21 protein-coding genes and 1 pseudogene are annotated in these 25044 nt (G+C 74.2%); 13 read left to right on the top strand and 9 right to left on the bottom strand.

Annotated elements, in window-relative coordinates; translation table 11 throughout:
• Positions 1-176: 176 nt before the first annotated feature.
• The 3 genes from ABD323_RS07930 to ABD323_RS07920 all read left to right on the top strand — a co-directional run bounded on the left by ABD323_RS07930 (position 177) and on the right by ABD323_RS07920 (position 2913).
• Positions 177-596 carry a hypothetical protein gene (locus ABD323_RS07930; RefSeq protein ID WP_344440518.1) on the top strand — a complete coding sequence of 140 codons (420 nt, stop codon included), beginning with the start codon at positions 177-179 and terminating at the stop codon, positions 594-596.
• Between the two features lie 205 nt (positions 597-801).
• Positions 802-1860, top strand: coding sequence for a hypothetical protein (locus tag ABD323_RS07925; protein ID WP_344440517.1), 1059 nt, complete (start codon positions 802-804; stop codon positions 1858-1860).
• Positions 1861-1902: 42 nt separating this feature from the next.
• Positions 1903-2913, top strand: coding sequence for a TauD/TfdA family dioxygenase (locus ABD323_RS07920; RefSeq protein WP_344440516.1), 1011 nt, complete (start codon positions 1903-1905; stop codon positions 2911-2913).
• On the opposite strand, the gene ABD323_RS07915 is transcribed toward ABD323_RS07920, so the two are convergent.
• The 4 genes from ABD323_RS07915 to ABD323_RS07900 all read right to left on the bottom strand — a co-directional run bounded on the left by ABD323_RS07915 (position 2895) and on the right by ABD323_RS07900 (position 7136).
• Positions 2895-4373, bottom strand: coding sequence for an MFS transporter (locus ABD323_RS07915; RefSeq protein WP_344440515.1), 1479 nt, complete (start codon positions 4371-4373; stop codon positions 2895-2897). The genes ABD323_RS07920 and ABD323_RS07915 overlap by 19 nt on opposite strands.
• A 102-nt stretch (positions 4374-4475) precedes the next feature.
• Positions 4476-5819 (bottom strand): carotenoid oxygenase family protein, encoded by a 1344-nt coding sequence (locus ABD323_RS07910; RefSeq protein ID WP_344440514.1) that lies wholly within the window; start codon positions 5817-5819, stop codon positions 4476-4478.
• Between the two features lie 158 nt (positions 5820-5977).
• Positions 5978-6547: a TetR/AcrR family transcriptional regulator gene (locus ABD323_RS07905; RefSeq protein ID WP_344440513.1), complete on the bottom strand. Its 570-nt coding sequence runs from the start codon at positions 6545-6547 to the stop codon at positions 5978-5980.
• Positions 6548-6578: 31 nt separating this feature from the next.
• On the bottom strand, positions 6579-7136 hold the full coding sequence (locus ABD323_RS07900; RefSeq protein WP_344440512.1) for a GNAT family N-acetyltransferase: 558 nt from the start codon (positions 7134-7136) through the stop codon (positions 6579-6581).
• Between the two features lie 77 nt (positions 7137-7213).
• On the opposite strand from ABD323_RS07900, the gene ABD323_RS07895 reads away from it, so the two are divergent.
• The 9 genes from ABD323_RS07895 to ABD323_RS07855 all read left to right on the top strand — a co-directional run bounded on the left by ABD323_RS07895 (position 7214) and on the right by ABD323_RS07855 (position 18086).
• Positions 7214-8542 carry a sensor histidine kinase gene (locus ABD323_RS07895; RefSeq protein WP_344440511.1) on the top strand — a complete coding sequence of 443 codons (1329 nt, stop codon included), beginning with the start codon at positions 7214-7216 and terminating at the stop codon, positions 8540-8542.
• Between the two features lie 77 nt (positions 8543-8619).
• Positions 8620-9264, top strand: a complete 645-nt coding sequence (locus tag ABD323_RS07890) for a response regulator transcription factor (RefSeq protein ID WP_344440557.1) — start codon at positions 8620-8622, stop codon at positions 9262-9264.
• 103 nt (positions 9265-9367) lie between these two features.
• Positions 9368-11047, top strand: coding sequence for an alpha/beta hydrolase (locus ABD323_RS07885; protein ID WP_344440510.1), 1680 nt, complete (start codon positions 9368-9370; stop codon positions 11045-11047).
• Between the two features lie 97 nt (positions 11048-11144).
• Positions 11145-13322: a TerD family protein gene (locus ABD323_RS07880; RefSeq protein ID WP_344440509.1), complete on the top strand. Its 2178-nt coding sequence runs from the start codon at positions 11145-11147 to the stop codon at positions 13320-13322.
• A gap of 413 nt (positions 13323-13735) precedes the next feature.
• Positions 13736-15253 (top strand): sensor histidine kinase, encoded by a 1518-nt coding sequence (locus tag ABD323_RS07875; protein ID WP_344440508.1) that lies wholly within the window; start codon positions 13736-13738, stop codon positions 15251-15253.
• Positions 15254-15270: 17 nt separating this feature from the next.
• Positions 15271-15657, top strand: coding sequence for a roadblock/LC7 domain-containing protein (locus tag ABD323_RS07870; protein WP_425555908.1), 387 nt, complete (start codon positions 15271-15273; stop codon positions 15655-15657).
• Positions 15654-16037 (top strand): DUF742 domain-containing protein, encoded by a 384-nt coding sequence (locus ABD323_RS07865; RefSeq protein WP_344440506.1) that lies wholly within the window; start codon positions 15654-15656, stop codon positions 16035-16037. Before ABD323_RS07870 ends, ABD323_RS07865 begins: the two co-directional genes overlap by 4 nt.
• Positions 16018-16647, top strand: coding sequence for a GTP-binding protein (locus tag ABD323_RS07860; RefSeq protein ID WP_344440505.1), 630 nt, complete (start codon positions 16018-16020; stop codon positions 16645-16647). The genes ABD323_RS07865 and ABD323_RS07860 overlap by 20 nt, the downstream gene beginning before the upstream one ends.
• The gene (locus ABD323_RS07855) at positions 16641-18086 is read left to right on the top strand and encodes a cytochrome P450 (RefSeq protein ID WP_425555907.1); all 1446 of its coding nucleotides are present in this window, start codon (positions 16641-16643) and stop codon (positions 18084-18086) included. Before ABD323_RS07860 ends, ABD323_RS07855 begins: the two co-directional genes overlap by 7 nt.
• Before the next feature lie 60 nt (positions 18087-18146).
• On the opposite strand, the gene ABD323_RS07850 is transcribed toward ABD323_RS07855, so the two are convergent.
• From ABD323_RS07850 to ABD323_RS07835, 4 genes are all read right to left on the bottom strand, one after another.
• A complete protein-coding gene (locus tag ABD323_RS07850) occupies positions 18147-19172 on the bottom strand; it encodes a methyltransferase (RefSeq protein ID WP_344440503.1) in 1026 nt (341 codons plus the stop codon).
• Between the two features lie 89 nt (positions 19173-19261).
• Positions 19262-19879, bottom strand: a complete 618-nt coding sequence (locus tag ABD323_RS07845; protein ID WP_344440502.1) for a malonic semialdehyde reductase — start codon at positions 19877-19879, stop codon at positions 19262-19264.
• Positions 19880-19969: 90 nt separating this feature from the next.
• Positions 19970-22786 carry an AMP-binding protein gene (locus ABD323_RS07840; protein WP_344440501.1) on the bottom strand — a complete coding sequence of 939 codons (2817 nt, stop codon included), beginning with the start codon at positions 22784-22786 and terminating at the stop codon, positions 19970-19972.
• Between the two features lie 283 nt (positions 22787-23069).
• On the bottom strand, positions 23070-23660 hold the full coding sequence (locus ABD323_RS07835) for a cysteine hydrolase family protein (RefSeq protein ID WP_344440500.1): 591 nt from the start codon (positions 23658-23660) through the stop codon (positions 23070-23072).
• A gap of 150 nt (positions 23661-23810) precedes the next feature.
• Here ABD323_RS07835 and ABD323_RS07830 point away from each other — a divergent pair, with 150 nt between their 5' ends.
• A complete protein-coding gene (locus tag ABD323_RS07830; protein WP_344440499.1) occupies positions 23811-24803 on the top strand; it encodes a GlxA family transcriptional regulator in 993 nt (330 codons plus the stop codon).
• Positions 24804-24846: 43 nt separating this feature from the next.
• On the opposite strand, the pseudogene ABD323_RS07825 reads toward ABD323_RS07830, so the two are convergent.
• Positions 24847-25044 (bottom strand): annotated as a pseudogene (locus ABD323_RS07825) (hypothetical protein); the annotation flags it as partial.

The raw sequence follows: 25044 nt of genomic DNA, 5'->3' as shown, positions 1-25044 counted from the left end.
CGGCAGGCGCGGATGGCCGGGAGGCCGGCCGCCCATGGACTACGGCGGGGTGCGGATCCTCGCGCCCGAGCCGGTCGCCGACGTGAGTGCGTCGATGGTGGTCTGACTCGGACGAGGAGTCGGGGTGCTCCGGATTTCGTTCGCCGGCAACCGGTGCCGTCGTTAGGCTGCGTGCTGTGACCGGGAATCTCGAGCTGCGTACGTTTCAGGTGGGCGGGATCCGCGCCGAGTTGCGGCAGCTGCATCTGTGGGACGACCTCGAAGGGATGATCGAGGGCACGCCGTACCTGCATCGTCGGTTCAGGATCATGCAGTGGGAGAAGCAGCTCGCAGACCGGCCGGGTGTGTACGTCCACGATCTGGAGGGCATCCGGGCCGATGCCGCCGCGCGGGTGGACACCTGGCTGCCGCGGACCAGGGTGCGGGCCCGGCTGAGTGCGTCCTGGCGCCCGGACGGGGTGAGTGATCCCGGCCACAGTGAGGTGTCGGTGGAGTGGTTCCAGCAGGCCGGTGAGGATCCCTTCAGCCGGTTGGCCGAGATCGTGCGGCCGTTGGACTGGACGGCGTTGGCCCGGTTCGAAGTGGCCTCCGACTAGGGGTTCCTGTCCGATGCCCTTGGCGTGCGCGGCCGGTGGCCTCACCACCCTGGAAGCATCGGGCTCGTTCGGGGCACCGGAATGGTCTTGTGGGGCGGGGTTTCCCTCGGCGTGTTCGTGGCCAAATATGTTCACCATGGGCATGCCATTGGTTACCGGTCATCCTGCTGTCGCTGTCTTCCGTGAGCCGCGAGGTGGGCGGCCCGTGCCGGTGTTGGGGCCGCGGGTCGTGGGCGAGGCGGAGCGGACCGCCCGGGTGCTGGGTGGGCTGGCGACCCATGGCAGACCGGTCGAGCGCAGTGTCGCGCTGAAGCAGGCCACGGCGGTGGCGGGGGAGTTGGTGGCCGCGCTGGCGGCGCTGGGGCCGGCGGTGGTCGGGGAGGACGTGCCGGCGGAGTCGATCAGTCAGGCGTTCTTCCGGGTCCGTGAGGTGGAGCTGTCGGACCAACAGGCCGCCCTGCACGGTGCGCTGGTCATCCACCGCGGCCTGGCGGACCTCTGCGAGGCTCCGCTGTCGGGCGCCGACCTGGCGGTGGAGGTGGCTGGGATGCGGCAGGCGGTGCTCGACCTCACCGGGGCGGTGCCGGGGGCCGAGCCGGACGGCCCGCCGTCGCCGACGGCCGTCCCCGTTCCCGTCCCCGAGGTTGAGGCGTCGTTGGAGCAGGTGTGGAGTGCCCGGTGGCTCATCGGGCACCAGGTCCACGTGCTGTTCAACATCTGCGCCGCGGTCGCGGTGGCCGACGCCGCCCGTTGCCTGCGGAGCGGCGAAGTGGAGCCCGCGCTGGAGCGGTTGGCGGACGCGACGGTGTACGTGCGCGGCTTCCCGGCGGCCATGACCCACGCGAGCACGATCCCGGCCGACCACTACCTGGCGGGCATCCGCCCCACCATGGCGCCGCCGTCGGTGGAGGTCCCGTTGAGCGGGCGCCAGCACCGCGGGTACAAGCTGTTCCGGGCCGCGATGAACGACCTGTTGGCCGTGGTTCCCGACTCCTACGAGCAACTCGAATCCCGATCATCGGAGTTGGCCGAGGCGCGGGGCGCCCTGCTGGAGGCCGACATCGTGGACGGCGAACGGCACGTCACGCTCGCGTACTCGATGGTGCGGCTGCGCCGTTCCATCGCCCAGAAGCCCGAGGGCCCCGACAACGCCGTCGCCGAACTGCGGCTGATGCGCCACCGGCGCGCGGCCCGGTACGCCGCCCTGATCCGGTTCGGGGACCACTACGTCGCCGACGCCGTGGCTGCTCTGCGCCACGCCTGAGTCCGCGGATCCGCCGCCCACATCACCGGTAGGAGAAGCCCGATGTCCGAGACGACGCCCGGCACCCCCCGCAGCAGGCTCGCCGCCGCCGACTGGGAGCTGCGCCCGGCCGACGCCGTCGCGTGCGACCGGCTGGCCCGCGCCCTGTGCACGGGCGGGCACGACCTGGTCGACAGTCCCGCCTGGGTGGCCCGGGCCCGGGATGCCTGGGAGGAGCTGCCGTTGCCGTTGCGCCGGGCGGTGCGCCGGTTCCGCCGGCACTCCGGTCCGCACGGGACCCTGGTGATTGGCGGCCTGCCCGTCGACCGGGGGGCGTTGCCCGCGACGCCGGCGGTACCCGGCTCGGTGCAGCGCCGGGTCACCGTCCCGGCCGCGGTGCTCACGATGGTGGCCTGCGGGCTCGGCGAGCCGCTCGCGTACCTGGCCGAGAAGTCCGGTGCCCTGGTGCAGGACGTGGTCCCGGTGCCCGGGCAGGAGAGCTTCCACGGCAACGCCGGGTCGGCGCCGCTGTCGTTCCACACCGAGAACGGGTTCCACCCCCACCCGCCCGACTACGTGGTCTTCCTCTGCCTGCGGGCCGACCACGACCGGATGGCCGGCCTGCGCGTCGCGAGCCTGCGCCAGGTGCTGCCGCGGCTCACCCCGGCCGCCCGACAGGCGCTGTTCGCACCGGAGTTCATCACCACGCCGCCGCCCTCCTTCGACCCTGGCAGTACCGGGAACGGGACCGGGGTCGAGCCCCGACCGGTGCTGTCGGGCGCCGCCGACGATCCCGACATCCGGATGGCCCAGCTCGTCACCACCCCGCTCACCGCGCGGGCGACCGCCGCGCTGGCCGAGTTCGGCCGCGCCTGCGAGGCGACCGCCCGCACCCTGCGCCTGACCTCCGGGGACCTGGTCGTCCTCGACAACCGCGTCACCGTCCACGGCCGCACCGCCTTCCGCCCCCGCTACGACGGAGCCGACCGCTGGCTGCAACGCACCTACGTCAGCACCGACCTGCGCCGCTCCCGCGACCACCGTCCGAGCGACGGTCAGGTGCTGGTGCGCTGACCGGGCAGCAGGGGGGAGGCGGCGGTGGGGGCCGGGTGGTGCAGGGCGCTGGTCAGGGAGAGCAGCAGGGCGGTGGCGGCGAGCGCCGCGGCGCCCAGGAAGGCGGCGGTGAGGTTGGGTTGGTGGCCCGCGGGGGTCCCGGTGCCCGCAGGGGTGCCGGTGGCCGTGGCGAGGGCCACCAGGGCGGCCAGGCCGACGGCGCCGCCCATCTGGCGCGCGGTGTTGACCAGGCCGCTGACCAGGCCCGTCTCGCCGGGGGCGGAGCCGGCGACGGCCAGCGTGGTGACGTAGACGAAGGCGGTGCCGAGGCCGGCGCCGATCAGCAGGAACGGGCCGAGCAGGCCGTCGAGGAAGCGGGCGTGCGGGTCGGCCCGGGCCAGCCACGCCAGTCCGACCGCGAGCCACGCCAGCGCGGTGGTCAGCGCGAGGCGGACGCCGAGGACGGCGGCGACGCGGGGCGCGAGCAGCCCGCCGGCGGTGATGGTCAGCGCGATCGGCAGCTGGGTGAGGCTGGTCGTCAGGGGGCTCATCCCGAGCACGTTCTGCTGGTACTGGGGCAGGAAGTAGAAGAGGCCGGCCGCGGTGGCGCCGAGCAGCAGCATGATGGTGTTGGCCACGGCCAGGCGGGGCCGGGCGAGCACCCGCAGCGGTACCAACGGCCGTGCGGCGCGGCGCTCCAGGGCGACGAAGGCGGCCAGCGCGGCCAGGCCCAGCACGAGGGCGGCCGGCGTGACCGGCGCGGTCCACCCGGCGTCGGAGCCCATCACCACGCCCAGCGCCAGGCCCGCCATGGCCAGCGTGACGGTGACCGCGCCCGCGATGTCGAAGGAGCCGCCGGCCGCCGGGAACGGGCGGACCGACACCAGCACGACCGCGCCCACCGCGAGCGCCACCGGGACGTTGATGACGAAGATCCACGGCCAGCCGAGCGTCTGGCTGAGGACGCCGCCCAGCAGCACCCCGGCGATGCCTCCCGCGCCGGACACCCCGCCCCAGACCCCCAGCGCGCGGGCCCGGTCGGGACCGTCGGGGAAGAGCGTCATCACGATCGACAGCGCGGCCGGCGCCATGACGGCCCCGGCGGCCCCCTGGGCGATCCGCGCGCCGACCAGGACCGGCCCGTTCGGGGCGAGCGCGCACAGGGCCGAGGCCGCCGCGAACGCCGTCAGGCCGCCGAGGAGCACCGCGCGCCGGCCGAACACGTCGGCCAGCCGTCCGCCCAGCAGGAGCAGGCCCGCGAAGGCGACCAGGTACCCGTCGACCACCCAGGACAGCTGCGCGGGGGTCAGGTCCAGGCCCCGCCGGATCGAGGGCAGCGCCACGTTCACGATCGAGGAGTCCAGGACGACCATGAACTGCGCCGTCGCCAGGCCGGCCAGGGCCAGGCCGCGGCGGGTGATGTGAGGGGCCGGTGGGGTGGCCGGGCCGGCCGCTCCGCCGGGTGCTGAGGGGACGGGCACGGTGCACTCCTTGCGGACGTCGGGGGGCGGCGCGGGACAGGGGCCCCACCGCGGCGGGGAAGGGGACAGGTCCGGCCCGCCGCCGCGGTGGGGGAGGGTGGGTCACTCCTCGGGGATCCAGGAGCCGTGGATGCCGGCCACGACGCGGCGGGGCAGGTGGACGGTGGCGAGCGGGTCCCGGGTGAGGTCGGTGGCGTCCAGCACCAGCAGCTGGGAGGCGTCCTGCTTCAGGTCGCTCACCACGGTCAGCAGGTAGCCGTGGTCCTCGCCCCGGGCGTCGGCGGCGGCGACGAAGACCGCCTCGCTGGGGAGACGCCCGTCGCCGACCTCCCGCACCTGGCGGGCGCCGGTGGCGCGGTCGTACTTGACCACGCCGTAGCCGCCCAGGCCGCGGTCGTCGGGGAAGCTGACGGCGTACTGGTAGCGGTGCTCCCGGCCGAGCCAGGCGTCGTTGATGGTGGGGAACTCCACCACCAGGTCGTCGACGACGGACTCGGTGACCCGGGCCGTGCCCAGGTCGACGGTCCAGCGGTGGGTCAGCGACCGGGAGTTCGGCTCGGTGCCGCGGCCGGGCCGGCCGGTCCACCAGTTCCAGGAGCGCCGGAAGCCCTCGCGGTCCACCGCCGGGCCCTCCAGGACGACGCGGCCCTCGCGGTCCTCGTAGGCGTTGGCGGCGTGCAGCAGGCTGCCGGGCTCGATGTCGAACCAGCGCACCCGGGCCGCGCCGCCCCGGCCGCGCGGCATGATCGCGATGCGGGCGGCCTGGGCGTCGCTCCACGCGTACGGGATGCCCGAGGCCTCGGTGTGGTCGAAGGTGACCGATCCCTCGATGAAGACCACGTACCGCTCGGTGACGGCGAAGTCGTGCTTGAGCGCGGCGGAGGCGCCGGGCACCTCCTCGCTGGAGGTGATCGCGCCCTGGGCGTCGGCGACGTGGTAGGTCAGGTAGGGCGGCAGGGGCGAGGAGCCGAAGAAGTGCAGCTCACCGGTGACCGGGTCGCTCTTGGGGTGAGCGGTCATCGCGGTGGTCAGCCTGCCGTCGAAGTCGTAGGGGCCGACGGTCTCCAACTCGGCGGTGAGCTCGAAGGGGAGGTTGGACTCGCAGAGCGCCAGCAGTCGGCCGCCGTGCTCGATCACCTGGGTGCCGGCGGTGCTCGCGGTGAGGTCCGGACCGTGCTCGGTCAGGTACGGCGCGCCCTCCAGGGCCGGCGTGCGCACCCAGCGGTTGCGGTACCACTGGGCGCGGCCGTCCCGCAGTCGCAGGCCGTGCACCATCCCGCTGCCCTTGAACCAGTGCGCCGGGGTGACGCCGGGCTTCGGGTTGTGGCTGTTGCGGACCAGCCGACCCGTCAGCTCCGGCGGGATCCGGCCCTCCACGAGCAGGTCCCGCGCGGTGATCTCGTCGACGTGCGGCGTGTAGTGGCCGGTCAGGTAGGGCTGGGTCATCGGAGGTGTCCCTTCGGATGAATGAGTGGTCGATCGCTCACTCCAAGGGCGAGCGAGTGCAAGGGGGTTCTGGGGAGGGGTGCGGTGTGGAGCATGGTGTGTGGTTGATTACTCACTTGCCGGGCCGGACGAAGGGCCGGCGGCGTGCGCCGGCCCCGTCAGTAGTGCCGGATCCCTGCCGACAGGGTTCGCGCCCAGGGGGCGTCGACCTCCTCGGCGCCGATGGTGACGACCAGTTGGCAGAGCGAGCCGGTGGCGAAGAAGCGCTGGACGTCGGCCTCGTCGGCGCCGGACACGCCCCGCGCGTACTCCACCAGGCGGGCGTACCCGCTACGGACGACCTCGCGGATCGCGGGCTCCCCGGCGGCGGCGCACTGGGCGTGCAGCTGCACCATCAGCAGGTCCCGGTCGGCGATCAGGCGGGCGTAGGCCTCGCCCATCGCGTCCAGGACCGCGTCGGGGGAGCTGCCGGTGGCCGCGGCGGCGCCGTCGGTCAGGCTGTCCCGGATCCGTGCGAAGCAGTACTCCACCACGGCCGTGAACAGCGCTTCCTTGTCGGGGAAGAGCCGGTAGACGTACGCCTGCGAGATCCCCGCCCTCTGGGCCACCTCGGTGGTGGTCGTCCCGAAGTAGCCCCGCACCGCGAAGGCGCTGATGGCGGTGCGCAGCACCACCTCGCGCCGCTCGTCGGCGGTGGAGAGCTGTCGGCGGCTCGCTGGCGTGGGCATAGGAGTAATAAACCACTCACACTTTTGCCGGTCAAGCCTCGGGAGCACGGGACAGGCCGCGGGCGTACTCCGACGACGACACCGCGTGCACCCGCACGCGCCGACCGCAGGTGGGGTTGACGGTCTCCCGGACCGGCCGCATCCCCAGCTTGGTCATGATCCGTTCGGAGGCGTCGTTGCCCACCTGGGCGATGCTGACGATCCGCTCCAGCCCCCGCTCCTCGAAGCCGAACCGCACGGCGGCCGCGGCGGCCTCGGTGGCCAGGCCCCGTCCCCAGTGGGCCCGCCCCAGCCGCCAGCCGACCTCGACCGCGGGCAGCACCTCCGGCAGGAAGTGGGGCACCGACAGCCCGGTGAACCCGGCCAGCTCACCCGTGGACCGGATCTCCACGGCGAAGAGGCCGAAGCCCTCGGCCTCCCACTCGCTCTCCCAGGCCTGGACCCCGCTGCGCGTCTGCTGTTCGTCACGGACGCTGCCGTCACGGATCCACCGCATGACCTCGGGGTCGGCGTGGATCGCGGCCAGGGGGGCGATGTCCTCCTCGCGCCAGCGACGCAGGATCAGACGGGGAGTCTCGAGTGTGACCATCCGGTCATCCTGGATCACCCCACGGGCTGCGCGCCATCCCCGACGGGCACCCTCGATGCACGCCCTACCGTGGGGGCATGACCAAGTCGCTTTCCGCCGCGGGCCGGTGGCAGTGGTGGAGGTGGTGGTTGGGCGCGGGGTCGTGTCGCCGCGGCCGGCGGCACGCGCTCGTGGAGACCCTCTACCTGCTCACCGCGCCGGTGACGGCCGCGGCCGGGCTGCTGCCGGCGCTCGGCGGTGCGGTCCTCGCGACGGCCGGCCTGCTGCTGCCCGGCGGCTCACCGGTGGTGGCCGGGGCGCTGGCGCCGGCGCGGTGGTTCGCCGAGCTGGAGTGGTGGCGGATCGCCAGGGTGCGTCACCCGGTCGCCGGGGCGGAGCGCGGGGAGCGGCGGCGGGCGGGCGCGCCGGTTCCGGGCCCCGGCCGCGGGCCGTGGCTGGACGCGGCGCACGCGGTGCTGGTGCTCCCGGTCGCTCTGGTCACCTCGGTGCTGACGGCGCTGTGGTGGTTCGTCGGCCTGGCCGCCGCGACCTGCGCGCTGCGCGGCCGGTACGCACCGTCCACCCCGCTGCGCCCGATCTCGCTGAGCGCGGGCGACGCGCAGTCGCACATCAGCGTGAGCCTGGGGCTGGTGTCGCCGGCCGGGCGGGTCGCCTTCGGGACCGCGGTCGGCCTGCTGCTGCTCCTCACCCTGCCGTTCGTGACCCGGGCGTGCGCCGCCGCCCAGAGCGGGCTGGGGCGGGCGCTGCTCGGGGACGCGCCCGCGCCGCGGCACGGGATCGGCCGACCGGAAGGGGAACGGACGCCCGCCGCGGCGCCGGCCGAGGCGAGGGCGCTGCGCAGGCTGGAGCGCGACATCCACGACGGGCCCCAGCAGCGACTGGTCCGCCTGGCACTGGAACTGGGCCGCGCCCAGCACTACTTCGACAGCAGGCCGGAGGCCGTCCGGGGAGCCCTGGCCGACGCGATCCGGCAGACCCAGGAGGCGCTGGAGGAGTTGCGGGCGCTGTCGCGCGGCATCGCCCCGCCGATCCTCGTCGACCGCGGTCTGCCGGCGGCGCTCACCGCGCTGGCCGCGCGCTGCACCGTCCCGGTCGAACTCGACCTCGGCGCGCTGGAGTGCCGGCCGGACGCCGACGTCGAGACGGCCGCGTATTTCGTCGTCGCGGAGAGCCTGACTAACGTGGCCAAGCACAGCCACGCGCACCGGTGTGCGATCGGACTACGGCACAGGGCGGGAACGTTGAGGGTCTGGGTGACGGACGACGGCGTGGGCGGCGCCGCGCCGGACAAGGGGCACGGGTTGCGCGGGCTGCAGGAGCGGCTGCTCGCCCTCGGCGGCCGGCTGCGGGTCAGCAGTCCCGGTGGCGGGCCCACCATAATCACCGCCGAGCTGCCGTGCTGCTGACCCCGGGCCAGGCGCCGAACGCGGCCACGCCCGGACCCGGGCCCCAGCCGTCGGCGGCGGGCGCGGCGCGCGGAGGGCTGCGGGTCGTGGTGGCCGAGGACTCGGTGCTGCTGCGCGAGGGCCTGGTCCGGCTGCTGGTCGAGGACGGTCACCAGGTGGTGGCCGCCGTCGGGGACGGGACGGCCCTGGTGGAGGCGGTCCTCGCCCACGACCCGGACGTGTCGGTGGTCGACGTGCGGATGCCGCCGACCCACACGGACGAGGGCCTGCGCGCGGCGATCACCGCCCGTTCGCACCGGCCCGGCGCCCCGGTGCTGATGCTCAGCCAGTACGTGGAGGCCTCCTACGCCGGTGACCTGCTCGCGGACGGCTCCGGCGCGGTCGGGTACCTGCTCAAGGACCGGGTCGCCCGGCTCGCGGAGTTCCTGGACGCGCTGCACCGGGTCGCCCGCGGCGCGACGGTCCTCGATCCCCAGGTGGTCGCCCAGTTGCTGGCCGGGCGGCGCCGCGCCGGCGCGCTGGAGGTGCTGACCGCGCGGGAGCGGCAGCTCCTGGCGCTGATGGCCGAGGGCTGGTCCAACACCGCGATCGCCGGGCGCCTGGTGCTCTCCGCCAGCGCGGTGGAGAAGCACATCGGCAACATCTTCGCCAAGCTCGGCCTGCCGCCGGACGGCGCCCAGCACCGCCGGGTGCTCGCCGTCCTGGCCTACCTCGGCGGCTGACCGCGCGGGGCCGAGCGCGGGGTCGGGGGTGTGGCCTGCCCCACCCCCAGGTGTCCGGCCCGCTCCGGTGATCGCGCGGCGCCGGCGGGCGACGGTGGACGGCATGACAGCCACCGCAACCGCTGACCGCCATGGTGCCCGCCGGATCGTGACCGCGGCCCTCCTGACCCTGGCGCTGCCCTGCCTCGCCCTCACTCCCGCCCCCGCCACCGCCCCCACTCCCGCGGCCGACCGGACGACCCCCGCCGAGGCCCGCCGGGTGGACCAGGTCCCCACCCCCGCCCTGCACTGGACGACCTGTCGGCAGACCGCCGAGTGCGCCACCGTCCAGCTCCCGCTGGACTACGACGATCCGCAGGGCGCGAGCGTCGAGGTGGCCCTGCTGCGCATCGCGGCCAAGGATCCCGGCCACCGCCTGGGGACCCTCTTCGTCAACCCCGGCGGACCGGGCGACTCCGCCCAGGACCTGGCCGTCCAGGCGCCGCAGTTCCTCAGCGAGGACCTGCTGGAGCGGTTCGACGTGGTCGGCGTCGACCCGCGCGGGGTCGGCGGCAGCCGGCAGATCCGCTGCTTCGCCGACCCGCAGGAGCAGAGCCGGGCGCTGGCCCCGCTCACCGCCACCCCGTTCCCCGTCACCGCGGACGAGCAGCGCGCCTGGACCGACGCCGCCCGGACGCTCGGTGGGGCCTGCTCCACCACGGCGGGCCCGATCGCCTCGGCCATGTCCACCACCGACGACGCCCGCGACCTGGACGTGCTGCGACGCGCGGTGGGCGACACCCGGTTGAGCTTCCTCGGCCTGTCCTACGGCTCCTACCTCGGGCAGGTCTACGCGAACCTGTTCCCCGACCGGGTCCGGGCGCTGGCCATCGACGGCGTCGTCGACCCGCAGGCCTGGGTCGGCACGCCCACCACCGCGAGCCGGCCCGTCTTCGAGCGGATGGGCTCGGCCGCCGCCAGCTACCGCGCCCTGCACGAGCTGCTGACGCGCTGCCAGCAGGTGGGCCCGCAGCGGTGCTCCTTCGCCGACACCGACACCCAGGCCCGGTTCGACCGGCTGGCCGACCGGCTGCGGACCCGGCCGCTGCGGCTGGTCGCCGCCGACGGCACGGTGAGCGACTACACCTACGCGCGGCTGATCGCCGACACCGGGCAACGCCTGCGCGACCCCGAGGGCTACCGCGACCTGTTCGCCGACCTGACCGACCTGGCGCAGCTCACCGCGCCCGGCGAGGCCGCGCCCGACACCACCGGCCCCGACACCGCCGCCGTGGTGCGGCGCTTCCTGCTCCGGCGCGTCGAGGAGCCGTCCGGGCCGGGCTACGACAACCGCCTGGAGGCCGTCTCCGGCGTGGTCTGCGCCGACGGCCTGCACGCCGCGGACGCCGCCTCCTGGCCCGCCGCCGCGGACGCCGCCGACCGCCGCAGCCCGTACTTCGGCGCGCTGTGGGCCTGGTCCACCGTCCAGTGCGCGCAGGACACCTGGACCGCGCGGGACGGGGACGTCTACCGCGGGCCGTTCAACCGCCGCACCGCCGCGCCCGTCCTGGTGGTCGGCAGCACCTGGGACCCGGCCACCAGCTACGACAGCGCGGTGAAGGTGGCCCGTCTGCTGCCCGACAGCCGCCTGGTCGCCAGCGACAACTGGGGGCACGGCGCGCTGCTGACGTCCGGCTGCGTCACGGACGCGATGTACGGCTACCTGCTCCACCCGCTGGCCCCGGCGCCGGCGACCACCCGTTGCCGCGGGGACGTCCAGCCCTTCGCCCCCGCCACCGGCTGACCGCGGGGGGCCGGCGCCCCGCGTGCCGGCCGCCCGACCGGGAACCGGCCCGAAAACCCCCGTGCGGCGCCGCGTTCGGGTCTGGGATCATGCCCGGATGGCCCACCCACTGACCCCGCTGGTCATCCGCCACACCCACCGCCTCCCGGACCCCACCGGCGCCACCGGCTCCCGCGGGCCGGGCGACGTCGCGGCGCGCCAGTTCGACGCCGCGCTGATGTCGGTGGGCTTCAAGCTCTCCGCGGACCTGCTGGAGCGGCTGTCGGAGCTCGGCGAGGAGAGCGTCCTCGAGACCGCCGCGCGCACGCTGCAGACCGTGCGCGCGATGGCCGGCGACCACGTCGGGCACAACGTCTACTTCATCGACTTCCCGCTCAACGTGCCGGACACCTTCGACTTCTGGATGCGCTGCATCGCCGAGGCCCTCACGGACGACGCCGCGCGCGCGGGCACCCTCGCCCAGCTGCGCACCGGGGTCGTCGACCTGCTGACCCTGCCGTCCTACGGCGACTACCGGCACACCTACGCCGAGATGCTGGCCGCCCACGACGAGCTGATCGCCGCCGCGGGCGACCGCCTGACGGTCCTTCACCTGGGCGGCGGCGCGGAGGAGGAGGTCAGCGACCTGTACCTGGCCCTGGCGGGCAGCGGCACCCCACTGGGCGAGAAGGCCCTGCGGGACCTGGGGATCCTCGCCCGGCACTGCGTGGCGGGCCCGCAGCCCGAGGCGATACCGGTGCGGGAGAACCGCGCGGTGGTCAACCTGGCCCGCCTGGAGGCCGGCGCGGACCTCCTGCTGGACACCGTCACCGACGTGCTGCGGCTGGCCTGCGCGCTCTGCGAGGGCGACGTGGGCCTGCTGACCCCGACCCGGTTCCGCGCGCTGCGGCGACCGGTGCGCCGCGCCCTGCTCGCCGGCCTGGACGCGGTGCTGGCGGCCGGCCCCGCCAAGCTCGCCGACGTGCAGACCAACCGCGAGGCCTTCAAGCGCCTGGGCGAGCGCCTGCACCCGCACGAGTACCCGCGCTGGCCGCACGCCGCCCAGGTGTTCGCGGTGGCCCGCGGCGAGCAGCGGGCCCGCTCCTTCGACAGCCACCTGGAGGAGCTGCTCGGCGCCGGCGACGTCACCGGCGCCGGGCGGCTGCTGCTGGCCGGCCCGGGCCGGCTGCTGCGCGCCGTGGACCGCCTGCTGCGCGCCTGCCGCACCCAGCAGGAGCGCGACGCGGTGCTGGCCGCCGCCGAGCGGGCCGCCCCCGAGGCCGCCGGCCGGGTCCTGCTCTCGGTCCGCGAGCACCTCCAGAACCGCGCGCAGGAGGCCGACGAGCGCCGGGTCTTCGTCAACCGCCTGGGCCGCGCCTGGGTCGCCGCCGACACCCGCCCGCCCGTGCCGGCGCCCGAGCGCGAGCGACTGATCGCGCTGCTGGACGCCGAGGTGCGCCGCCGCCTGCCGGACCCCGGGCACCTGCTGATCGACCCGGACGTCCTGGACGTCGCGCTCCCGCTCAGCGGCCGGGCGACCGGCGCGGGGCTCGGCGTGCTGCCCCGGGGCTCGCTCTCGCCGGTCGACGGCGAGCTGCTGCGGTTCTTCGTCTACTGGAAGCAGACCAGCCGCACCACCGACTTCGACCTGTCGGCGCTGATCCTGGACGCCTCCTACGAGACCGTCACCTGGCTCTCGTACACCGCCCTCACCGCGGTCGAGGGCGAGCACTCCGGCGACATCACGAGCGCGCGCCACGGCGCCTCGGAGTTCATCAACCTGCGCCTGGGCGCCGTGCGCGGCACCTTCATCGTCCCGCAGGTGAACATCTACGCGGGGGAGGGCTTCGAGGAGGTCGAGGAGTCGTTCTTCGGCTTCATGCTGCGCGAGGGCGAGCAGCGGGGCCGGCCCTTCGAGGCGCGCACCGTGCGGATGAAGTCGGACCTGCGCGGCGCGGGCCGAGTCGCGCTGCCGCTGGCGTTCGTGCGCGACGACGGCCGCTGGCGCGCCAAGTGGCTGCACCTGTACCTCCAGGGCAGCCCGAACGCCAACCGGGTGGAGGAGAACCGGGTGTCGGTGGCGACGCTGCTGCGCGGCATCGTCGAGCGCGAGCACCTCACGGTCCGCTACCTCCTGGACCTGATGGCCGACCGCGCCACCGCGAGCACACCCTGGGACGGCACGACGGTCCCGCCGGGCCCGGTCACCTACCTCGGCCTGCAGCGCCCGGAGGGACTGCACCCGGACTCCCGGGTCATCACCCCGGAAAACCTGCGCGACCTGATCCCGGGCTGACTGCTACCGTTGGCCCCGGCGAGGCCATGGACGGACTTCCTTCTCAAACTCCCTGAAACTAGTCCCTCCGCTCTCCTCGCCCTCTCGTCCGACGCCGGGGTGCCCACCAGCACCCCGGCGTCGTCGTTTCGGCGCCCGGTGTCCCGGATTCGGATGAATTCACGGTGAATTGAGAGGGCATCAATTGTTCAAGATTGCACTATGAGGGCCGCCTTGTTGAGGCACCGTCAGGATGATCTGAAGAACCGGCTATGCTACTTCGGGCTCAGCAGGCTGCACCCTCATGACGCCATGTCAATCCTTTTCGTGTCCCCGGGGGGACCCGGACGGCTTGCGATGTCGCGCGTCGCCCGCACACTGCTGTGGCCTCTCTCGCTCGTTGTTCCACGACCTTCGATCGTTTGAGGACGCTGATGCTTCGTGATGGATCGTCGCCCGAGGGCAGGCGCTCCGCTCCTGCCGTGGGGTGGATTCTTCCCCCGGTACTGACGGCGGCCGCCACGGCGGTCGCCGCGGTGCTGACCGGTCCCGGAGCGTGGGTCGCCGTCGCGTGTTGCGGGGGCGTCGCCACCGTGGCGGTCGGCGTGCTGGCGGCCGAGTCCGCCCGGCGGGGGCGGGTGATCGCCGACCTGCGGAGCCGCTCCGCGCAGCGCGAGACCCACCTGCTCTCGCGGCTGGCCCAGCAGGAGGCGCAGACCCTGGAGCTGGCCGAGTCGCTGCTGCCCTCGGCGGTGGCCCGGATGCAGCACGGCGAGTTCGTCGAGGACGTGCTCAAGGACGTCGAGGCCCAGGACGGCACCATCGCGCCGGAGTTCCTGGCCGCCCGTCAGGCGGTGCTGCGCAGCGTGCTGGAGGCGGTCGACGCCGAGGAGGGCCTGCGCGAGTCCGCGCAGCGCGCCTTCGTGAACATCGCCCGCCGCGTGCAGGCGATCGTCCACCGCCAGGCCCAGGACCTGCGCGAGATGGAGGACCGGCACGGCAACGACCCGGCCGTCTTCGACGACCTGCTCCGCCTGGACCACGGCAACGCGCTGGTCGGCCGCCTGGCGGACTCGATCGCGGTGCTCGGCGGTGCCCGCCCCGGCCGTCAGTGGGGCAAGGCGGTGCCGCTGTACAGCGTGCTGCGCGGCGCCGTCTCGCGGATCCTGGACTACCAGCGGGTCGAGCTGCACCCGGTCTCCGAGGTCGCCGTCGTCGGTCCCGCCGTCGAGCCGCTGATCCACGCGCTGGCCGAGCTGCTGGACAACGCCACCCGCTACTCGCCGCCGCAGACCCGGGTCCACCTGACCGCCGTCGAGGTGCAGACCGGCATCGCGGTGGAGATCGAGGACGGCGGCCTGAGCCTGAGCGAGGAGGGCCGGGCCCGCGCCGAGCGGATGCTCCAGGAGGCGCAGGCCGGCATCGACCTCAACGACCTCGGTGAGACGCCGCGCCTGGGCCTGGCCGTGGTCGGCCGCCTGGCGCAGGCGTACGGGTTCCACGTCTCGCTGCGGCCCTCGGCCTACGGCGGGGTGCGGGCCATCCTGGTGGTACCGCAGGAGCTGATCACCACGGCGGCCGCCACCGGGCGGGCGCACGGCATCGGCACCTCCTCGGGCCCGCGCGCGGTGCCGCCGCCGGCCGCGCCGGCCGCGCCGGCCACCGCCCGGTCCTTCGCCGGGCCGCAGGGCGCGCCGGCGGTGGACCCCGAGGAGGTCGTGGTGGTCGACGAGCGCACGCCCAACGGGCTGCCGCAGCGGCGCCGGCGCCACGCGGCCCCGGAGGTGACCCCCGAGGTCGCCGCCTCCCCGGCGGTGGCGCAGGCCCCCGCGGCGCCGGTGCAGCCCGGCATGTGGTTGGCGGCCTTCCAGAGCGGGGTGAACGGCCTGGCACCGGAGAACCGTGCCGAGGGCGGCAACAGTGACCAGTCGTCAGGTAAGGGTGAGCAGTGATTCAGCAGCGGGCCAACATGGACTGGATGCTCAAGGATCTGGCCGAGAGCGTTCCGCAGACCCGGCACGTGGTGGTGCTCTCCGCCGACGGCCTGCGGATGGGCCAGTACGGCACGGACACCGACACCGCCGACCGCCTCTCCGCGGCCTGCGCGGGCCTGCAGAGCCTGGCACGCGCGGTGGCCGCCGAGTTCCCGCACGGGGACGGACGGATGCGGCTGGTGGTGATCGAGATGGGCGGCGGCTTCTTCTACCTGATGGCGGCCGGCAGCCACGCCTACCTCGCGGTGCTGGCCGACGAGGGCGTGGACGCCGGACTGATGGGCCAGCGGATGCGCGACCTGGTGGCCAGGATCGGCGAGCACCTGAGCACACCACCGCGCGCCGGTGAGCAGGGCGCATGAGTGGCCGCAGGGGGGCGGACTGGCAGGAGGGCAACCCTGAGCGGCTGTATGTGATCACCCGCGGGCGCAGTGCCTCGTTAGCCGCCGAGAAGGGCAGCGAACGGGCCGTCCGGCTGGACCTGGTGACCCTGATCGTCGCCCGGACCGAGCCCGCGCCGACCATGCAGCCCGAACACGCGGCGATCCTGCGGATGTGCCACTCGCCGCTGTCGGTCGCCGAGATCTCCGCGTACCTGGGTCTGCCGATGAGCGCGACGGCCGTGCTGCTCGCCGACCTGCTGGCCGAGAAACGGGTTGAGGCACGCGCACCCGTTCCCAAGGCCCAACTTCCTGACCGTGCCCTGATTGAGGCGGTGATGCGTGGACTTCAGAAACTCTGAGACGGCCGTCGGGCCGGTCGGGCCACGGCACGAGGACAGTCTGCCGTCGTCGGCCGCCACCGCGGTCAAGGTGGTGATCGTGGGTGGCTTCGGAGTCGGCAAGACCACCCTGGTCGGGGCGGTGAGCGAGATCCGCCCGCTGACCACCGAGGAGACGATGACGCAGGCCGGTGCCGACGTCGACGACACCTCGGGGGTGGAGCGCAAGACGGCCACCACCGTCGCCATGGACTTCGGCCGGATCAGCATCACCGACGAGCTGGTGCTGTACCTCTTCGGCACCCCCGGACAGCAGCGCTTCTGGTTCCTGTGGAACGGCCTCTTCGAGGGGGCGCTGGGCGCGGTGGTGCTGGTGGACACCCGCCGGCTGGAGGTCAGCTTCGACGTGATCGGGCGGCTCGAGGAGCGCGGCGTGCCGTTCGTGGTCGCCATCAACGACTTCCCCCAGTCGCCCAGCCACTCGATCGACGAGATCCGCGGCGCGCTGGACCTGCCGTACGAGGTGCCGATCGTCCTGTGCGACGCCCGCAGCCGGGAGTCCAGCCGGGACGTGCTGATGGCCCTGATGCGCTACCTCCACTCCCTCACCCTCTCCTCGGAGCGATCGTGACCACGGCAGACCACACCACCGCAGACCCGGCCCTCACCCCGCCGCCCGGGTGCCCCGCGCACGGCCTGGGTCCGGGCGGCCTGCGGCGGCTGTACGGGCCCGAGGCCGAGTCCGACCCGATGGGTCTGTACGCCACGCTGCGGGCCGACTACGGCCCGGTGGCGCCGGTGCTGCTCCACGGCGACCTGCCGGTCTGGCTGGTGCTGGGCCACCGCGAGGCCCTGGAGGTGGCCCGGACCCCCTCGCGCTTCTCGCGCGACTCGCGCCGCTGGAGCGCGTTCCGGGACAACCTCGTCCCGGCCGACTCCCCGCTGCTGCCGATGGTCACCTGGCAGCCGGTGACGGTCTGCGTGGACGGCGCCGAGCACCTGCGGCTGCGCAAGGCGGTCACCGACAGCCTGGAGCAGCTGGACCGGCGCGGCGTGCGGCGCCACGTCACCCGCTTCGCCGACCAGCTGATCGACGAGTTCGCCGGCTCCGGCAGCGCGGACGTGATCGCGCAGTTCGCCGAGCGGCTGCCGATGCTGGTGATGACCCAGCTGCTGGGGATGCCGGAGGAGAACGGGCCGCAGCTGGTGAACGCCACGCTCGACCTGATGAAGGCCACCGAGACGGCCATCACCAGCGAGCACTACGTGGTCTCCACGCTGCGTCAGCTGGTGGAGCGCAAGGCGCAGACGCCCGGGGCCGACATCACCTCCTGGCTGCTGCGCCACGAGGCGCAGCTGAGCCACGACGAGGTGATCGCGCACCTGCGCCTGATCCTCAGCGCCTCCAACGTCACCACGATCAACCTGATCGCCGACACCCTGTGGACGGTGCTCACCGACCCGCGCTTCCGGGCCAACCTCTCCGGCGGCCAGCGCACCCTGCTGGAGGCGCTGGACCAGGTGCTCTGGGACTCCCCGCCGGCCCTGGTGGTCACCGGCTGGTGGGCCACCGGGGACACCGAGCTGGCCGGGCAGCCGATTCGGGAGGGCGACATGCTCCTGCTCGGCGTGGCGGCGGGCAACGTCGACCCGGCGATCCGCCCCGACCTCTCCGAGCCGCTGTACGGCAACCGGGCGCACCTGGCCTTCAGCGCCGGCCCGCACGAGTGCCCCGGCCAGGACATCGGCCGGGCGATCGCCGAGACCGGCATCGACGTGCTGCTGACCCGGCTGCCGGACCTGCGGCTGGGCGTGCCGGAGTCGGAGCTGCGCTGGACCTCCTCCTGGATGGCCCGGCACCTGGTGGCACTGCCCACCCGGTTCACCGCGACCCGGCCCCGGTCCGCCGCCGCACCGGTGCCCGGGCAGCGCAGTGCGCCGGTGGCGGCGCCGGTGACCCCGCTGTCGCCCTACGCGCAGCCGGTGTCGCCGTACGCCCAGCCGGTGCCCGTCGACCGGGCCCCGCGCCGGGGCTGGTGGGCCCGGCTCACCGGGCGCGGCGTGAGCTGACCGCGGCCCGCTGCGCCCCGCCGGCGGGGCGCAGCGGGACCCGGTGGCGCCCGTGGGCCCTCAGGAGGGCAGCGGGAGGGCCTCGACGACGCTGCTGGGCGAGCCGTGCATGGGCAGGATCCGGGTGAGCTCGAAGCCCGCCTCGCGCAGCACCGCCTCGAACTGCGCCGCGGTGCGCTCCTGGCCGGTGCTGAGCACCATCATGGTCAGGTCGATCAGCTTGCCCGGGGCGGGCTCGTTGCCGGTCGGCACCACCGTGTCGATGATCAGCAGCCGGCCCTCGGGCCCCATCGCGCTGCGGCAGTTGCGCAGGATCTCGACGCTCTCCGCGTCGCTCCAGTCGTGCAGCACCCACTTGAGCAGGTACAGGTCGCCGCCGCCGGGGACCTCGGCGAAGAAGTCGCCGCCGACGGCCTCGCAGCGGTCCGCCAGCCCGGCGGCCGCGATCCGCTCGCCGGTGCCGGGCACCACCCGTGGCAGGTCGAAGACCACCCCGGTGGCCTGCGGCAGCGCGGCCAGCAGGCCGGTGAGCAGGCCGCCCTCGCCGCCGCCGACGTCCACCAGGTGCCGGTAGGGGGTGAAGTCGTAGGTCTCCAGCACCGCCTTGACGGTCAGCTCGGTCAGCCCGTGCATCGCCCGGTTCAGGTGGGCGGCCATCTCGGCGTTCTGCGCGAAGAACTCCCAGACCGGCTGCCCCACGGCCTTGTCGAAGGCGGGCTCGCCGGTGCGCACCGAGTGGACCAGCTCGCCCCAGGCCGAGCGGTGGGCGTCGCTGAGGTGCATCTGCGCGTACGGCGCCAGCGAGCCGGCCACGTCGGGGCGCAGGGTGTGGCCGAGGTCGGTCAGCGCGAAGGCTCCCCGCTCGTCCTCGTGGAAGACGCCGTACCCCGCCAGCGCCCGCAGCAGCCGGTAGAGGGACTGCGGGTGGGTGCCGGTGAGCTCGGCCAACTCCTGGGGAGTCAGCGGCCCTTCGGCCAGGTGGCCGGGAAGGCCCAGCTGGGTGGCGGCGTGGATCGCGTGCGCGACCCAGAAGCCGGAGATCAGCTGGAACATCCGCTGCCCGGGCTGGGGTTGGCTGTCGGTCATGGCACTCTCCAGGTCGTTGCGGTGGGTGAGGAAAGGACGGGCCGGTCACCGGGCCCGGGCGGCGGGGCCGCTCGCGCGGCCGGCTGCGCTCAGACGGTGCTGAAGACCTCGGCGAACTCCAGGCGCGGAGCCCGCGGGTGGAAGGCGTCGGGGCCGGGCCGGCCGATGTTCATCACCACCAGGGCCTCGTGGGCGCCGTCGGGGAAGAACTCCTTGGTGACCGCCGGCGCGTCGAAGCCGCCCATCGGCCCGGCGGCCAGGCCCGCGGCGCGCACCCCGATGGTGAGGTAGGCGATCTGCAGGTAGGCGTTGTGCACCGCGACCTGGCGGCGCACGGCCTGGTCGGCGAAGAGCGCGCTCGCGCCGGGCAGGAACGGCACCAGCCGGTCCAGCTCCTCGTGGAAGTCCAGGTCGGCGGCGAGCACGGCGACCAGCGGCGCCCGGCGGGTCTTCTCCTGGTTCTTGGGGGACAGGTGCGGCAGCAGCCGCTCGCGGGCCTGCTCGGAACGGACCAGCACCCCGCGCAGCGGCTGGCCGTTGACGGCGGTGGGGGCCCAGCGGACGAGCCGGTGCACGGCCTCGATCTGCTCCTCGGTCACCGGCTCGTCGGTGAAGGTGTGCGCGGTGTGCGCGGCCCGGAAGAGCAGGTCCTGGGCGGCGGGGTCGAGCGCGAGCAGGTCGTCGGGGGAGTGGGGCAGGGAGTTCACGGGAGACCGCCTCGATGAGTTCTGAACGTGGTGCCGGTGGTGCCGGTGGTGCGGGGTCGTACGGGTCGTGCGGGTGGTGCTCGGGTGGGGTCAGTTGCCGTCCAGGGCGCGGTCGAGTTCGGCGCGCAGGATCGACTGGAAGGCGGCGACGTGCCGCGGGCCCATCAGCGTGTAGTGCTCGCCGGGCACGTCCAGGTAGCGGTTGGGCTCGCTGGTGTGCTCGTCCCAGCGCCTCAACTCCCGTGCCAGCCACTCCTCCTTGGTGCCGCGCAGCGGCACGGCGTAGAAGACGCTCATCGAGCGGACCGTGCCGCTGGGCTGGTAGCCGCGGCCGAGGTCGGTCAGGCCGTCGGCGAGGTCCGCCCAGGCGCCGAACCGCTCCAGGTCCAGGTCGAGTTGGGCCAGCCGGTGGGCGGGCGCCAGGGCCAGCAGCCGGGCCAGCTGCTCCTCGCGGGGGAAGGGGCGCAGCTGGTCGGGCAGCTCCTCGGCCTGCTGCTTGGAGACCAGTTCGAGGAACATGGCGAGATTGACCGCGGTCTCGACGTAGTCGAGCTCGTTCATCCGGTACTTGATGTGCGGCGGCAGGTTGAAGCTGCCCAGGAAGTCGACCCGTTCGCCCTGCTCCTCCAGCAGTTTGGCGACCTCGAAGGCGACGGCCGCGCCGAAGGAGTAGCCGGCCAGGGCGTACGGCCCGTGCGGCTGGACGGCGCGGATGGCCTGCGCGTAGCAGCGGGCCATCTCCTCGAAGCTCTCGAAGGGCTTCTCCCCGGGGTTGAAACCGCGGGCCCGCAGCGCGTGGAAGGGGCGCTCGTGGACGAAGTACTTGGCGAGGTTGACGAAGACCAGCACCTCGCCGACCCCGGGATGGACGCAGAAGAGCGGGGTGCGCTCGCCGCCGGACTGCAGGGTGACGATCGGGTCGTACGGCTCGGGCACACCCGCGCCCCGGCTCGCCGCCGTCGCCAGTTGCCCGGCGAGCGCGCGCACGCTCGGCGCCCGCAGGATCGCCAGCACCGGCAGCTCGACGTCGAACCGGGCGCCGATCAGGCTCTTCAGCCGCAGGATGTCCAGCGAGGTGCCGCCCAGGTCGAAGAAGCTCGCGGTCGCGCTGATGCCGCCCGCGGGGGTGTCGAAGATCTCCGCGTAGAGCTCGGCCAGCGCCTGCTCGGTACCCTCGGCCGGCACCACGAGGCCGCCGAGCTGGCGGGTCACCAACTCCTCCACCCGGGCCCGCTCGCGGCCGAACTCACCGGCCTCCAGGCGCCGGCGCAGCAGGCTGCGCTGGATCTTGCCCAGGCTGGTCTTGGCGAACTCCTCCCGGGGCAGCGGCAGGACCACGGCGGGCCGGAAGCCCCAGTGCAGCACGACGCTGTTGCGCACGGCTATCAGCAGCCGGTGCAGCGCCGCCTCGTCCTGCTGCGGCGGGTCGGTGGCCAGCAGCACGGCCAGCTGCTCGGTGTCGCTGCCCGCCGGGCGGGTGGGGAAGGCGGCCACGTAGGACCGCTCGACGCCGTCCAACTGCTCCAGCACCGACTCCAGGTCGTGGCTGTAGTAGGTGACGCCGTTGACGATGACGCTGTCCTTGCTGCGGCCCACCAGGGTGAGCCGGCCCTCGTGGAGCCGGCCCAGGTCGCCGGTGCGGAACCAGCCGTCGGGGGTGAAGGCGGCGGCGGTGGCGGCGGGGTCGTTGTGGTAGCCGCCGGTGACCATCGGGCCGTGCAGCTGCACCTCGCCGACCTCCCCCTCGGGCAGCGCGAGGACTCCCTCCGGCCCGCCCCCGTCCGCCCCGGCCACCCGGATCCGCAGGCCGGTCACCGGGCGGCCCACGGCGGCGAACTCGGCGCCCGCGTCGCCCTCGGGGAAGGTGCGGTTGTAGATGCTGCCGGCGCAGGTCTCGGTCATGCCGAAGGCCGGCCACAGGGCGTCGGGCGCCAGGCCGAAGGGGGCGAGCCGGTCCAGGAACGCGCGGCCGGTGGCGACCGGGTTGGCCTCCCCACCCGAGATGATCTTCTTCAGGCTGGAGAGGTCGAGCCCGGTGAACTGCTGGAGCGGGGTGCGGCTGAGCAGGCCGAGCAGGAAGTTGGGGGTGAAGGTCATCGTCACCCGGTGGGTGTCGACGAGTCTCAGGAATCGGGCCGGCTCGGCCAGCACCGAGTCCGCGGTGGTGTGGAACTGCGCCGCGCCGACCGACAGCGGCAGCAGGTGGGTCTCCAGCAGGGCGGCGACGTGGTCGAAGGAGACCCAGTTGAGGGTCACGTCCTCGCCGGTCAGCCGCTGCACCTCGGCCTTGGCCGCCATCGAGGCCAGCAGGTTGGCGTGGGTGAGCACGACGGCCTTGGCGTTCCCGGTCGAACCCGAGGTGAGCACCAGCAGCGCGGCGTCGTCGCGGTGCGAGGGGTGGATCGCCACCTCGGCCGCGGATATGTCCACGCCGTGCCGGGAGGCCTCGTCCACGGTGGCCACCGCGAGGCCCGCCACCGCCGGCAGTTCGGCGAGCAGCTGCTCGGAGGTGAGCAGCAGCGGACCGTCCAGCAGGGTGTTCACGTGCGTCAGCTGGGCGGCCCAGCGCGGCTCGTCCTCGCGGATCGGCACCAGCGGGCAGACCGTCAGTCCGCCCAGCAGGCAGGCCCACAGGGCCGGCAGGAACTCCTCGGGACGCTGGAGCAGCAGCGCGACCGTCCGGCCGGGTTCGGCCCCCAGTGCCCGCAGCCCGGCCAGCAGGCGCAGCGACTGGTCCAGCAGCTGCGGGTAGCCGACCCGGGTCACCGCGTCCGAGGTGCAGTAGCCCACCCCGCGGTCGGCCGCGTCGCGGGCGGCCAGCAGCAGCAACTCGGCCAGCATGCCGACGTCCTGGCGATGGGCGGGCGTGGGACGAACGGCGTTCGCGTACGCACTTTCGGTGCTCATGGCTGCCCCTCGATGCACGAAGACGGGTCCGCCGAAGCTGTCGCGGACCCAACAAGGTCCAGCAGAGGATACGTGGGACTCCCCGCCCGCGGTACTCCCGACCTGGACCGTCTCATGAGTCGCCATCACGGATGGCGTGCGGAGCATCCGGATGGTGCGCCCGGTCTTCGTGCCGTGGCCATCCGACAGTTGACCTTCGTTCACCTGAGGCCCGTTCACCCGACGGTCCGTCGGACGCGGGTGAACCGGGCCTTCCCTCAGGTGGGGCGCGTGGTGAATATGCTCAGCTCAGGGACGTGTGGGACGGCACGACGACCCCGTACAGGTCGGCGATCGTGGCCAGTGCGCCCTGGTGGAGCTGCTCGGCCGTCAGCTCACCGACCGCCGAGGCGAGCGGGCGCGTCGCGCAGGCGTCGGCGACCACGGTGGGCCGGTTTCCGCGCAGGAACGCGCCGGCCGCGGTGAACGCCACGCACAGGTGGGTCATGAATCCGGCCACGATCACGTCCTGGTGGCCGGCGGCGTCGAGGTGCTCGGCCAGGTCGGTGCCGACGAACGCGTCCGGCACCCGCTTGACGACGACGGGCTCGCCCTCGAGGGGCGCCACGCTCGGGTGGATCCGCCCGATCTCCGCCCGGATGTCGTACGGGGTGCCCGCGCCGCCGTCGTTGACGACGTGGACGACCTTCGCGCCCGCCGCCCGGGCCCGTTCCAGCAGCGCGGCGCCGGACTCCAGCGCGGCCCGCCAGCCCGCCAGCTCCATGACGCCGCCCACGTAGGTGTTCTGGTAGTCGATCAGGATCAGGGTCGCGCCGGCGAGGGACGCGGGGGTCTCGTCGAAGCCGTTGAGGGCGCGCAGGGTGGTGGTGGGCATGGCTGTACCGCCTCGGATTCCGTGCCGGATGTCGGGGGGCCCACCCGGGGGTGGGCCGCACCGGAAACGCTAGGGTCGGTGCTGACGTGTCGGCAATGTCATCCGACCCGCAGATACCGACATCGCATCGGCCGACCGGATGGGGGTTCCGTGGGCACCGTCGGACGACTCGTCGTCATCCTCCTGTTCGAGGGCGTCGACCTGCTCGACGTCACCGGGCCGCCGGAGGTGTTCTCCCTGCTCCACCGCGAGACGGACGACGCGACGGGCTACCACGTCGTCCTCGCGGCCGCGGCGATGGACCCCGTCACCACCTCCGCCGGCGTGCGGATCCTGCCGGACCTCACCTTCGAGCAGGCGGCGGCGCGACGGATCGACACCCTGCTGGTGCCCGGCGCCGTCGAGGTCGACAGCCGGCGCCGGGTCCACCCGCTGACCGACCCGACGGTGGTCGCCTGGGTGAAGGTGCTGGCCGCGCGGTCCCGCCGGGTCGCCTCGGTCTGCGTGGGAGCGCACCTGCTCGCCGCGGCGGGACTGCTCGACGGTTTGCGCGCCACCACGCACTGGTCGACCGCCGGGCGACTGGCCGCCGACCACCCGGCCGTCGAGGTGGACGCCGACCCGATCTTCATCCGCCAGGGCGACGTGTGGACCGGTGCGGGCATCAGCGCCTGCCTCGACCTGTCGCTCGCCCTGGTCGCCGACGACTTCGGCGAGACGACGGCGCTGCGGGTGGCCCGGCAGCTGGTGATGTACCTCAAGCGGCCCGGCGGGCAGAGCCAGTTCAGCGTCCCGCTCGAACCCCCCTCCACCACCCGGCGGACCGAGGACCTGCGCCACCACATCGCGCGCAACCTGGCCCGGCCGCTGAGCGTCGCCGACCTCGCCGCGCACGCCTGCGTCAGCGAGCGACAGTTGACCCGGATCTTCAAGGCCGAACTCGGGACGACCCCCAGCGCCTACGTCGAGTCGGCCCGGGTGGAGCGGGCCCGCAACCAACTCGAGTCCAGCGACGTGACGTTGGAGCGCGTCGCGACCGACTGCGGGTTCGGCACGACGGACACGCTGGTCCGGGCGTTCCGCCGCCGGCTCGACACCACGCCCACCGAGTACCGGCTCCGCTTCCGCACCGTCCCCGGCTGAGCCGGCGGCGGGCGGCGGCCCCCGCGGGCCAGGGCGGCGGCGCTCACTGCGCGCTCGGGCCCGCCGCGCGGCGGGCGCGCCGGGTGGGCAGCAGGAAGCCGGCGGCGATCAGCCAGGCCAGACCGGTGAACCGGGCCAGTGGCAGCAGCACCGCCGCCTGCTGCACCAGCAGCAGCACGGGGGACAGCGCCGCGACGCCCGCGGTGACCCGGCCGGGGACCGGCGAGCCGGCGCTCCAGTA

It is taken from the genome of Kitasatospora nipponensis (genome assembly GCF_039528135.1).
Taxonomy (GTDB): Bacteria; Actinomycetota; Actinomycetes; order Streptomycetales; family Streptomycetaceae; genus Kitasatospora; species Kitasatospora nipponensis.
Note: the sequence above shows the minus strand (reverse complement) of the source record. Positions and strands in the feature narration are given on the sequence as shown.